This is a genomic window from Flavobacterium sp. AC105 (genome assembly GCF_979258495.1).
The window spans coordinates 4,391,132-4,404,396 of record NZ_OZ409860.1; the positions used below are offsets into that span (position 1 = coordinate 4,391,132).

Here is a 13,265-nt window from a genome sequence, read left to right on the forward strand (position 1 = left end):
TATGCGTCAGTCTCCTTTTACAAATCACATCTGACATTTTATTAAAATATAAAAAATTATGAATACAGAATTATTAGGCGTCATCACTATTTTTATCGTTTCGATAGTTTTAGCCATTCCGTTAGGAAAATATATCGCTAAAGTTTATTTGGGAGATAAAACATTGCTTGACCCAATTTTCAATCCAATTGAAAAATTTATTTTTAAAATTAGTGGAATTAATTCCACTGAAGAAATGAACTGGAAACAGCACTTAAAAGCACTTTTAAGCATCAATATGGTTTGGTTTTTTCTTTGCTTTTTTATCTTATTGTTTCAGGGATCGTTGTTTTTAAACCCTGACAATAACCCGTCTATGAGTTCTGATTTGGCTTTTAATACTGCCATTTCGTTTGTTGTAAATTGTAATTTACAGCATTATTCAGGCGAAAGCGGCGTTTCTTACTTGTCGCAAATGTTTCTGATGTTTCTTCAATTTGTTTCTGCCGGTGTCGGAATGGCTTCTGCTGCAGTAATTTTCACAGCAATGAAAGAAAGAACTACAGAAAAACTGGGTAATTTTTACGATTATTTCATCAAAAGCTGTACTCGTATTTTATTACCACTTTCGGTTATTGTAGCTACAATTTTAGCATTCAGCGGCACACCGATGGATTTTGACAGTAAAGATTCTATTACAACCTTACAAGGTGATCATGTAGACGTTTCCCGCGGACCTGCGGCAGCTTTTATTGCGATCAAACACATTGGTACAAACGGTGGTGGATTTTTTGGAGCCAACTCGGCACATCCTTTAGAAAACCCAACTTATTTTACCAATGCAGTTGAACTTTGGTCACAATTAATTATTCCGTTTGCCATGATTTTTGCTTTAGGCTTTTATCTAAAGAAAAAGAAATTCTCTTACGTAATTTTCGGAGTTATGACAGTTGGATTCTTATTACTCGTTATCCCAACAGTCATTAGCGAAATGAACGGAAATCCTGCTATCGAAAAAATGGGAATCGTCCAAACAACCGGAGCTATGGAAGGAAAAGAAGTTCGGTTTGGGCCAGCGATTTCAGGATTTTGGAGTATTGCTACAACCGTAATTTCTACAGGTTCTGTAAATAGTATGCACGATAGTTCAATGCCGGTTTCCGGTGCTATGGAATTGCTTGCCATGATGGTCAATGCCTTTTATGGCGGTTGTGGAGTTGGGATTCTAAACTTCTATATTTTCATTATTCTGGCTGTATTTATTTCCGGATTAATGGTGGGTCGAACACCTGAATTTTTAGGTAAGAAAATTGAAGCTCGGGAAGTTAAAATTGCTGCTTTTATTGCTATCCTTCACCCTTTATTAATATTAGCGGGTACCGCTTTAGCTTCTTATTTTGCTGCAAATGATACCGCAATGGGTTACTGGTTTAGCGGAAACGCAACGGGTTGGTTAAACAATCCCGGAAACCACGGATTCTCAGAAATGTTATACGAATATACCTCGAGCGCTGCCAACAATGGTTCTGGTTTTGAAGGTTTAGGCGATAACAACCCGTTTTGGAATATTACTACAGGAATTGTGTTGCTTTTGAGCCGTTTCATTCCTATCGTTGGACCATTAGCAATTGCCGGATTATTGGCAAATAAAAAATACATCCCCGAAAGCGCCGGAACTTTAAAAACGGACACTTCTATTTTTGGAGTTATGGTTTTTGCTGTAATCGCGATTATTGCTGCTCTATCATTCTTCCCAGCCTTAGCACTTGGTCCTTTAGCGGAGTACTTTACACTAAAATAAAAATGCTGAAAATATTTTTAAACACATAAAACATAAACGCAAAATATTTCAAACATAGCCCATGGTTTCAACCAGGGGAAACGAATGGTGGGAAGAAAGATTGTGATATACGTTGCGTCCCAGCGGTTGAAACCGCTGGCTATATTCTATAATCTATGTGTTTTTAGTGCATAACATTTAACAAATAACATTTAACAAATAACATTTAACTTTTTACAAGAAAATGACAACTAATAAATTCACATCATTGTTTGAAAGCAAACAGGTAAAAGAAGCCTTAGCGCAGTCTTTTGTGAAGCTGAATCCAAAATTGATGATCAAAAATCCGGTAATGTTTACCGTAGAAATAGGAACTGCCATTATGTTTGCCGTTTGTATTTCTATTTTAATGGGAGCAACTGACCAAGGTAGTTTCATCTATAATTTAATTGTGTTCCTGATTTTATTGGCTACGCTTTTGTTTGCCAATTTTGCAGAGGCTATTGCCGAAGCAAGAGGAAAAGCACAAGCAGATAGTTTAAGAAAAACACGTGAAGAAACTCCGGCAAGACAAATTTTGCCTAACGGAGAAATCAAAAACATCAGTTCATCTGAATTAAAAAAAGGAGATGTTTTCGTTTGTGAATCAGGAGATTTAATTGCAACTGATGGGGAAATTATCGAAGGTTTAGCGACTATCGACGAAAGTGCGATTACGGGAGAAAGTGCTCCTGTAATTCGGGAAGCCGGTGGTGATAAATCATCTGTAACCGGAGGAACAAAAGTACTTTCCGATAAAATTAAAGTAATTGTAACTTCTGAACCTGGCGAAAGCTTTTTAGATAAAATGATTGCTTTGGTTGAAGGTGCAAGCCGACAAAAAACACCAAACGAAATCGCCTTGACTATTTTGTTAGCCGCCTTTACACTAATCTTCGTGATTGTTTGTGTTACCCTAAAACCATTTGCAGATTATGCGAAAGCGCCCATTACAATTGCTGCTTTTATCGCCTTGTTCGTTTGTTTGATTCCAACTACAATTGGAGGTTTACTTTCTGCCATTGGTATTGCGGGAATGGACAGAGCATTACGTGCAAACGTAATTACAAAATCAGGAAAAGCGGTTGAAACTGCCGGAGATATTGATGTATTGCTTTTGGATAAAACCGGAACCATCACCATTGGAAACAGAAAAGCAACGAATTTTTATCCTGCAAAAGGCGTATCTGAAGAAGATTTTATAAAATCTGCTGTATTAAGTTCATTAGCAGATGACACTCCGGAAGGAAAAAGTATCGTGGAACTGGCAGGAGCCGAAACTGCCAATAAATTATCAATTGAAGGTGCTACTTTAATCAAATTTACCGCAGAAACCAGAACTTCCGGAGTTGTTTTAAAAGATGGAACCAATATTAGAAAAGGGGCTCAGGATGCTGCAAAAAACATTGCAAAACAAGCCGGAAATTCTTTTCCTGAAGATACCGCTCAAAAAGTAATTGATATTTCTACAAACGGAGGAACGCCATTGGTTGTCATCAAAAACGATCAGGTTCAGGGTGTTATCGAATTGCAAGATATCATTAAAACGGGAATGAAAGAACGTTTTGATCGTTTGAGAAAAATGGGTGTAAAAACAGTGATGGTTACCGGAGATAATCCATTAACCGCCAAATTTATCGCCGAAGCTGCAGGTGTTGATGATTTTATTGCCGAAGCGAAACCTGAGGATAAAATGAACTACATCAAAAACGAGCAAAACTTAGGTAAACTTGTAGCGATGATGGGTGACGGAACCAACGATGCCCCTGCCCTTGCGCAAGCAAACGTAGGTGTTGCCATGAACAGCGGAACTCAGGCTGCAAAAGAAGCCGGAAACATGGTCGATCTTGACAATGATCCAACTAAACTTATTGAGATTATCGAAATTGGAAAACAGCTTTTAATGACTCGAGGAACTTTAACTACTTTTTCTATTGCAAATGACGTGGCCAAATATTTTGCGATTGTTCCTGCGCTTTTTATTACTGCGATTCCTGCGCTTGAAGGTTTAAATATTATGCATTTGCATAGTCCTGAAAGTGCCATTTTATCTGCGGTAATTTTTAACGCGATTATCATTCCGATATTGATTCCGCTTGCGTTGCGAGGTGTTGATTATAAACCAATCGGAGCAAGTGCAATCCTTAAAAGAAACCTGTTAATTTATGGTTTAGGCGGATTGATTGTCCCTTTTATCGGAATTAAATTAATTGATTTGGTAGTTTCTCTTTGTATGTAAAATCAAACCTGGCAGGTCTACAAAAACTCAATAAAAAACAAAGACTTTGGATTACTACGCTTCTAAGAAAAACTTAGAACCTTAGCAACTTAGTCCCTTAGAATCTCAAAAAAATGAAAACTATATTCTCACTATTAAAATTGACGCTGCTTACTTTAATTCTATTTGCAGTTATTTACCCTCTTGCGATTTACGGAATTGCACAATTTGCTCCTAATCACGGAAAAGGGGAAACTATTTCGGTTAACGGAAAAGTGGTTGGTTACCAAAAAATTGGTCAGAAATTCGATAAGTCGAATTATTTCTGGGGAAGACCTTCGGCTGTGGATTATAATGCGGCAGGAAGTGCAGGAAGCAACAAAGGACCAAGCAATGCGGAGTATTTGGCTTTGGTTCAAAAAAGAATTGATACGTTTTTAGTCGTTCATCCGTATTTAAAAAAATCAGAGATTCCATCCGATATGGTGACAGCTTCGGGAAGTGGTTTAGATCCGAATATTTCTCCGGAAGGTGCTTTGATTCAGGTGAAACGTGTTGCTAAAGAACGAAAATTATCCGAAGATAAAGTGAAAGCTTTGGTTGAAGCGAATATCAATACTCCAAAAGTTATGGGAACTCCAACGGTGAATGTGTTGGAATTGAATGTGGCGCTTGATCAATTGAAGTAACACGTTTTTAAACCCGACAGGTTTGACAAAGATGATCGTTCGTTTTGTCATTTCGACGGAGGAGAAATCTCCGTTTCTAAATCTACACACATTGATATTCTTTGCGGAGTTTCTTGCGAAGATTTCTCCTCCGTCGAAATGACAAACTGTGGCGAAAATTAGAATAGAAAACCAATCTTATAATTAATACCTACAAGGTTTTGAAAACCTTGCAGGAAAACAAAACGCCTTTTTTACCCCAAATAATTAAAAACAAAAATGAAAAAAATTATACTTACTGCTTTAATCGCATTTGGTTTTAGTAATTTACATGCACAAGAAGAAACAAAAAGTCCGTTTACGTTTTCAGGATATATAGAGGCTTATTATAGTTATGATTTTGCGAAGCCGGAAGATCATACACGCCCGGGATTTTTTTATAATTACAACAAAAGCAATGAAATAAACCTGAATTTGGGTTTGGCAAAAGTGAATTATTCGAAAGATAATGTGCGTGGAAATTTTGCTTTAATGGCAGGAACTTACGCCGAATATAATATGGCGGCTGAACAAGGTTTGCTGAAAAATGTTTACGAGGCAAATGTGGGCGTGAAGATTTCGCAAAGCCATAATTTATGGATTGATGCGGGAATTATGCCGGCGCATATTGGTTTTGAAAGTGCGATTGGAAAAGATTCTCAGACTTTGACCCGAAGCATTTTGGCTGAAAACTCGCCTTATTATGAAACGGGAGTTAAAATTGGTTACACCTCTGAATCCGGAAAGTGGTATTTGGCGGGAATGTACTTGAATGGCTGGCAGCGTATTGAGAAAGTAAAAGGCAATCAGACTCCTGCTTTTGGAACGCAAGTTACCTATAAACCGTCGGACAAAGTGGTTTTGAACTGGAGTACTTATGTTGGAAATGAACAACCAGATATTGACAAAAAATGGCGCTATTTTAATAACTTTTACGGACAATTTAAAGTAACGGATAAAACAAATGTTACGGCTGGTCTTGATGTTGGATCACAGCAAGCGGCTAAAAACAGTAACAAATACGATACTTGGTTTTCGCCTGTTTTGATTCTGCAATACAAACCAACAGACAAAATTCAGCTTGCGGCTCGTGGCGAATATTATAGTGACGAAAAAGGAGTTATTATCGCAACAGAGACTCCAAATGGTTTTAAAACTTACGGATTTTCGGCTAACTTTGATTACTTAGTTACTGATAATGTAATGTTTAGAATCGAGGCCAGAAATCTTTCGAGTAAAGATAAAATATTTACAAAAGACAATCTTCGAACGGATACCAATACGTTTGTAACGACTTCCTTGGCGATTTCTTTCTAAAAATTATTTGCCACAGGTTTTACAGATTAAATGGATTTTTACATCTCTTTGTGTTGATTTATTCGCCACGAATTCACGAATTATAATTTATCCCATTTATAATAAAAATTCGTGAATTCGTGGCTAAAAAAATAAAAACTTTGCGACTTAGTGCCTTCGTGGCAAAACCATATGAAACAGGAAAAAGAAAATAACGCACAGCACTTTCTTGATTTAATTCAGAAATCACGAAAAGGAAAGTTTAAAATCTACATTGGGATGAGCGCCGGTGTGGGTAAAACGTATCGGATGTTACAAGAAGCGCATTCGCTGTTGAAAAACGGAATTGATGTGAAAATTGGTTACATCGAAACGCATATGCGAAAAGAAACGCATGAACTTTTATCTGGTTTGCCCGTAATTCCGCGGCGAACCATTTTCTATAAAGGGAAAGAGCTCGAAGAACTTGATGTACAAGCGATTATCAATTTGAGACCTGAAGTTGTAATTGTCGATGAATTGGCACACACGAATGTTGAAGGAAGCAAGAATGAAAAACGCTGGCAGGATGTTTTAGAGATTTTGGAAGCAGGAATCAATGTGATTTCGGCAGTAAATATTCAGCATATTGAGAGTTTAAATGAAGATGTAAAACGTATTACGGGAATAGACGTTCAGGAACGAATTCCGGATAATGTTTTGCGATTGGCAGATGAAGTGGTGAATATCGATTTGACTTCTGAGGATTTGATCGCACGTTTGAAGGAAGGAAAAATTTATACGGCTGATAAAATTCAGACGGCTTTGACGAACTTTTTTAAATCGGAACAAATTCTTCAATTGCGTGAATTGGCTTTGAAAGAAGTTGCCAGTCAAGTGGTTCGAAAAGTTGAAAACGAAGTACCTAATTTGCATGCTTTACGTCACGAAAAACTTTTGGCCTGCATTAGCAGTAATGACAAAACGGCTAAAATTGTGATTCGAAAAGCAGCGCGTCTGGCGAGTTATTATAACGGAAGCTGGTATGTTTTGTATGTAGAAACTCCGCAGGAAAGCAGCACCAAAATTGCATTGGATAAACAGCGTCATTTGATAAATAATTTTAAACTGGCGGTAGAATTAGGCGCAGAAGTTATTAAAATAGAACACAAAAATATTGCAGATGCGATTTTAATGACTGTTGAAGAAAAACAAATTACAACTGTCTGCATCGGGAAACCGCATTTGAATTTATTTAAAGTAATTTTGTCTACGACGATTTTCAGACGCTTATTAAATAGTCTGTCTTTATCGAATGCTGACCTTGTTATACTTTCGTAAAATGGTTAGATGATGTATGTAAATGTTAGATGTTCTGAGAAAATCCAATTTGCAGCCCACAATTCACATTTTACCAAAAAACAAAAAATATGAGAATTAAAACTAAATTGAATCTGGGCGTTGGGTTATTATTTTTGCTAATAATAATACTCACATTGGTGAGTGCCTTTTATATTTTTTCGATAAAAAAAGACACTGAGAATATTTTGAAAGCGAATTATAATACGCTTGAATATTCCAGAAATATGCTTTTGTCTTTGGATGAAATTAATATCAATAGAGAAAATGCTATTGTTACTTTTAAAGAAAACCTTCAGAAACAAACTCAAAATGTTACCGAAGAAGGAGAAAAAAAAGGCACGGATAATTTGAAGAAGAACTTTGCTGTTTTAGAAAAAAATAGTGCTGATGAATCTCTAAAAATGCAAATCAGACAAGACATTTTTGAGATTATGAAACTCAATATGAATGCCATAAAACAGAAAAGTGATATTGCCAAACATACCGCCGAAACGGCCAATTTATGGATTGCTATTGTGGGAACTTTATGTTTTTTGATTGCTTTTAATTTATTGATCAATTTACCCAATAATATTGCAAACCCAATTAAGGAACTGACACAGAGTATTAAGGAAATTGCGAATAAAAATTATTCAGAACGTGTGCATTTTACCAATCACAATGAATATGGAGATCTTGCAAAATCCTTTAATACAATGGCGCAAAAACTCGAAGAATACAATAGTAGTAACTTATACAAATTGTTCTTTGAAAAGAAACGTTTAGAAACGCTGATAAATAACATGCACGATCCAATTATTGGTTTGGATAATGAAGGTATTATTTTGTTTGTGAATGACGAAGCTTTGAAGATTATCGGAATGAAATCTGAAGATGTTATCGGGAAATCGGCTTCTACTCTAGCCTTGTCAAATGATTTGATTCGCTCTCTAATTTTGAAAGAATTAGCAACCGATTCCCAGAAAAAGCAACCATTGAAAATTTTCGCCCACGGAAAAGAAAGTTATTTTGATAAAGAAACCATCAATATCACGATAACGCCAACGGGCGAAGAAAAAGAAATCAATATTGGTGACGTTATTATTCTGCGAAATATTACTTTGTTTAAAGAACTGGATTTTGCTAAAACGAATTTTATTGCAACAGTTTCGCACGAATTAAAAACACCTATTGCTTCTATAAAACTGAGTTTGCAATTGCTTCAAAATACCAAAACGGGCGATATGAATGATGATCAGAAACAATTGGTAGAAAGCATTAAAGATGACAGTCAAAGGTTATTGAAAATCACGGGTGAATTACTCAATTTATCACAATTAGAAACCGGAAATATTCAGTTGAATATTGAAAAAAGTAATCCGTACGCTATTGTAAATTATGCCACCGAAGCCGTAAAAGTTCAGGCAGATCAAAAACAAATAAAACTTATTATTGATGCCGATGAAAATCTCCAGAATGTAAAAGCTGATAGCGAAAAAACAGGCTGGGTTTTGATTAATTATCTTTCAAATGCAATTACGTATTCTTCTGAAAAAAGTACGATTGTTATTAAATTAAAAGAAGAAAATGATCAGATTGTTTTTCAGGTGATCGATACCGGAAAAGGAATTGACGCGAGATATAAAGACAAGGTTTTTGATAAATATTTTCAGATTCCCGGAAGTCAAAAATCAGGAACCGGATTAGGATTAGCCATTAGCAAAGAATTTATCGAAGCCCAAAATGGAATTATTGGTGTTGAAAGTAATTTAGGTTTGGGAAGTACGTTTTGGTTTGCGTTGAAGGTATAATTTTATTTCTATAAAACTTAAAAGTCTAGTCCCTACGGGACATTTTTACCTGTGCTTATTATTTTTCTACCAATATTTAACTCCTAACGGAGTATATCTCAGATAAATTATATGGCATAAAATATTTTATTTTTCTACCAACATTTAATTCTTAACAGAGTATATGTCGGAGAGATTATATGTCGGTAGAAAAAAATTCACACGTGATATATTTGTCCCGTAGGGACTACACCTTTAATTGAAAATCATATTTTATTCTGTTCCCGTCTGAGCGGAGCCGAAGACCTTACGCCCTATAAAGCCCTTCGACTCCGCTCAGGGTGACACTTAAAACGACATAATATTTAGCCAATCTTAATACAACTACTCCATTTAAAACCAACTGATTAATATTGACTTAAGGTTAGATTAAGCCAAAAATAGTTGGATCAGACATTCGTTATTATTGCAACTTATAACGATAACGAAAAATGTTTTACAAAACGGTTTCCCTGGTATTTCTATTTAGTTTTTTTTCTGCAAATGCACAGCAAAACGACTCCATAACAAAAATTGACAGTACTTCTAACAATTTAAAATTCAATTACAAACAATTAATCATTCCGGGAGTTTTAATTGGATACGGTGTTATTGGAATTGGAAATGACCAACTGTTGAGTTTCAACCATCAAATCAAAAATGAAGTTACCGAAGATATTGATGAAAAAATCACGATTGATGATTTCTCGCAATATGCGCCTGCAGCATCGGTTTATGCTTTGAATGCTTTTGGTGTAAAAGGCAAAAATAATTTGCGTGATCGCTCGGTAATTTTTGTGACTTCGTATGCAATTATGGCGACAACTGTTTTGGGTTTAAAATCGATTGTACATGAAGAACGGCCAGACGGAAGTTCGAATAATTCTTTCCCTTCCGGACATACTGCAACTGCTTTTGCCGGAGCCGAATTTTTATGGCAGGAATACAAAGACAAATCAATTTGGTACGGAATTGCCGGTTATGCCGTTGCAACCGGAACCGGATTATTTAGAATTTACAACAATCGCCATTGGTTAACAGATGTTGCTGCCGGAGCCGGAATCGGGATTTTGAGTACTAAACTGGCCTATTGGATGAATCCATATATTACCAAAAAATTATTCAAATCATCTTCTGAAACTAATTCAACTTCTATGGTAATGCCTTTTTATAATGGAAAACAATATGGATTGGGTTTTGTGAAGGTTTTTTAGTTTTTTTTGCCACAAAGACGCTAAGACGCCAAGTTTATTTAAAGCTAGCGCCGATAGCTATCTAAATTCACAAATTAAAGGGATTTTTGAATGACTATATCTAGATTTTCCGCCACGAATTCACGAATTATTTTAAATCAAATTCGTGAATTCGTGGCGAAAAAAATGCTTCAAATCTGTAGCAAAAACTTTTCTAAGTATTCGAAGTATTATTCTTAATCTCCATCACTTCTCTTTTTACCTCCAAAAGCAAATCTTTCATACTTTGAGATTCCGTTGCTTCGTGTCGTTTATCACTGCGCCCGATGTTGCATTCGTATTCCCAGATTTCTAAAATATCTGATGCTTTCACTTCATAATTCGGATAAAAACGATTGTCTGATTCCAAAACCAAAGCATTTTTTTTGTTTTTGTTGAGACGCTTATAAACCATTCCTTCGTTTTTGGTAATCAGAATATAAGTTTTGCCATCCATCACTTCTCCCAGCCTTTCTACATAACGGCCAATAATAATTGAACCGTCTTCGTGTGGCGGCATCGAATCGCCTTCTACAGGAAATCCGCGGTGTTTTCCCGGACCTAAAAACGGAAGCGAAACTTGTTGCAGACTCTCAATATATTCCGGATCCGCATATCCGTTAAGATATCCTGCTTTTGCTTTTTGAGATACAATTTCGATAAAATTTTCTCCGAATTTGTCGACTTGTATCGGCAAAATGAGTCGATTTCCTTCTAATTTTATTAAATTTTCCACATCTATTTTACGTATATCGACAGACAGTATCAAATCGATACTCATATGAAAATATAAAGCGATCTGCTTTAAAATATCATACGGTGCTTCTGAAGTTCCATCTTCGTATTTAACGTATCTTCCTCTGGTAATTCTAAGGTTTTCAGCTAATTTCTCCTGTGATATTTTATGCTTAACCCTCAATGCTCTGATATTGTCTGAAAATAAGGACATAATTAATTTGTTATAATTTGGAACAGCAAATATACAAAAAAATGTTATCATCTGTACTAATTTTGTAATGTACAAAAAACATTTTTTTTGAAGTGATTATGAAATTGAGGAATATAAATACCACACAATCAATAGAATTCTACATTCCGGATGTAAGTTCAGAAGTAAATCTGCCTTTTTTTGACGTTGGTATTAGCGCAGGTTTTCCTTCGCCTGCTGATGATTTTATTGAATTATCGATTGATCTCAACAAAGAATTCATCAAACATAAATACACTACTTATTTTGCCCGGGTAAAAGGACATTCTATGAAAAATGTTGGTATTAACGATGGTGATTTATTAATTATTGATAAAAGTCTGGAACCGCAAAACAATAAAATTGCTGTTTGTCAAATTGATGGGGAATTTACGGTAAAACGTATCAAAATAGAAAAAGAGATTATTTGGCTTATTGCCGAAAATGAAGATTATCAGCCTATAAAAGTAACTCCTGAAAATAATTTTGTGATTTGGGGAATTGTGATTCATAGTATTAAATCTTTTTAAGTTGTTGTCAGTCTGAGCGGAAGTCGAAAACCTTTTACACAATGAAGCCCTTCGACTTCGCTCAGGGTGACAAAATAGAAATAAAAAACACGTTTAGAAAATGTTTGCTTTAGTCGATTGTAACAATTTTTATGCTTCTTGCCAAAGAGTATTTGAGCCACGTTTAAGAGGAAAACCTATCGTTATTCTCTCTAATAACGATGGCTGTGTTATTTCGCGATCTGATGAAGCCAGAGCTCTGGGTATACCAATGGCTATTCCGGCTTTTAAGTATGAATCCGTTTTTAAAGAAAAAAACATTTTTGTTTATTCTTCTAATTATCCGCTGTACGGCGATATGAGCAATCGGGTAATGAACCTGCTTCAAACGTATACGCCCGAAATCGAAATTTACAGTATTGATGAAGCTTTCCTGAAATTTTCAGGTTACGATTTATTTGATCTGAATACGCTGGGTTTAAAAATGCGAAAAGAAGTAACACAAGGAACCGGCATTCCGGTTAGTATAGGTTTTGCGCCTACAAAAGCTTTGGCTAAAATGGCGAATAAAATTGCCCGAAAATTTGCAGATCGTACGCAGGGTGTTTATTGTATTGACTCTGAAGAAAAAAGAATCAAAGCATTAAAATGGACTAAAATCGAAGATGTATGGGGAATTGGAAGAAAACATGCCAAACGGCTTAAATCAAAAAAAATCAATACAGCTTTTGAGTTTACTGAGCTTCCGGATGCGTGGGTAAGAAAAGAAATGTCTGTAGTCGGGCTTCGGTTAAAACATGAATTAGAAGGAAAATCAACTTTGCAATTAGAAGAGGCCACAGACCGAAAAATGATTGCCACTACGAGATCTTTCGAAAAAAAGTATACTACTTATGAAGAAATATCAGAACGAATCAGCACGTTTACAGCTTCTTGTGCCGAGAAATTAAGACGTCAGGATTGTCATTGCAATATGGTAACGGTTTTTATTCAAACTAGTTTTTTAAAGAATGAACCATCACATTATTCACGAAGTATTACTATCACAACAGATTTTCCAACCAATTCGACAATAGAACTTAATGAGGCTGCGCAAAAAGGATTTAAAGCTATTTTTAAAAAAGGATATCGGTATAAAAAAGCCGGTGTAATTGTAATGGGCTTAACGCCAAATAGCGAAACCCAGCTTAACTTATTTGAAACTTCAAATCCTAAACACGAACCTTTAATGAGGGCGATTGATAAAATGAACCAAAATTATGGCAATAACAAAATTAAATTTGGTGTGCAGTCTTTGGGACGGCAATGGAAAATGAAGCAGGACAGGTTGTCTCCCAAGTTTTCTACTTTACTCAAAGATGTTATTACGGTTAAAGCTTAAATGTTAGC

10 protein-coding genes are annotated in these 13,265 nt (G+C 35.7%); 9 read left to right on the top strand and 1 reads right to left on the bottom strand.

Annotated elements, in window-relative coordinates:
- Window positions 1-58: 58 nt before the first annotated feature.
- The 7 genes from kdpA (at window position 59) to ACZ0AH_RS18240 (ending at window position 10,382) form a co-directional block, all read left to right on the top strand.
- Window positions 59-1,780, top strand: coding sequence for a potassium-transporting ATPase subunit KdpA (kdpA, locus tag ACZ0AH_RS18210; protein WP_463477201.1), 1,722 nt, complete (start codon window positions 59-61; stop codon window positions 1,778-1,780).
- A 223-nt stretch (window positions 1,781-2,003) separates the two neighbouring features.
- On the top strand, window positions 2,004-4,037 hold the full coding sequence (gene kdpB / locus ACZ0AH_RS18215) for a potassium-transporting ATPase subunit KdpB (RefSeq protein ID WP_463477202.1): 2,034 nt from the start codon (window positions 2,004-2,006) through the stop codon (window positions 4,035-4,037).
- A gap of 113 nt (window positions 4,038-4,150) precedes the next feature.
- A complete protein-coding gene (locus ACZ0AH_RS18220) occupies window positions 4,151-4,705 on the top strand; it encodes a K(+)-transporting ATPase subunit C (protein ID WP_463477203.1) in 555 nt (184 codons plus the stop codon).
- Window positions 4,706-4,963: 258 nt separating this feature from the next.
- Entirely contained in the window at window positions 4,964-6,040 is a 1,077-nt protein-coding gene (locus ACZ0AH_RS18225; protein ID WP_463477204.1) for a porin, read from the top strand.
- A gap of 171 nt (window positions 6,041-6,211) precedes the next feature.
- Entirely contained in the window at window positions 6,212-7,339 is a 1,128-nt protein-coding gene (locus ACZ0AH_RS18230; RefSeq protein ID WP_463477205.1) for a sensor protein KdpD, read from the top strand.
- Window positions 7,340-7,428: 89 nt separating this feature from the next.
- Window positions 7,429-9,150 carry a sensor histidine kinase gene (locus ACZ0AH_RS18235; protein ID WP_463477206.1) on the top strand — a complete coding sequence of 574 codons (1,722 nt, stop codon included), beginning with the start codon at window positions 7,429-7,431 and terminating at the stop codon, window positions 9,148-9,150.
- A gap of 470 nt (window positions 9,151-9,620) precedes the next feature.
- Window positions 9,621-10,382 carry a phosphatase PAP2 family protein gene (locus tag ACZ0AH_RS18240; RefSeq protein WP_463477207.1) on the top strand — a complete coding sequence of 254 codons (762 nt, stop codon included), beginning with the start codon at window positions 9,621-9,623 and terminating at the stop codon, window positions 10,380-10,382.
- A gap of 193 nt (window positions 10,383-10,575) precedes the next feature.
- Here ACZ0AH_RS18240 and ACZ0AH_RS18245 read toward each other — a convergent pair whose 3' ends face one another.
- Window positions 10,576-11,349, bottom strand: a complete 774-nt coding sequence (locus ACZ0AH_RS18245; protein ID WP_463477208.1) for an XRE family transcriptional regulator — start codon at window positions 11,347-11,349, stop codon at window positions 10,576-10,578.
- A gap of 98 nt (window positions 11,350-11,447) precedes the next feature.
- Here ACZ0AH_RS18245 and ACZ0AH_RS18250 point away from each other — a divergent pair, with 98 nt between their 5' ends.
- Entirely contained in the window at window positions 11,448-11,897 is a 450-nt protein-coding gene (locus tag ACZ0AH_RS18250; RefSeq protein ID WP_463477209.1) for a LexA family protein, read from the top strand.
- Window positions 11,898-11,997: 100 nt separating this feature from the next.
- Window positions 11,998-13,257: a Y-family DNA polymerase gene (locus ACZ0AH_RS18255; protein ID WP_463477210.1), complete on the top strand. Its 1,260-nt coding sequence runs from the start codon at window positions 11,998-12,000 to the stop codon at window positions 13,255-13,257.
- Window positions 13,258-13,265 lie beyond the last annotated feature (8 nt).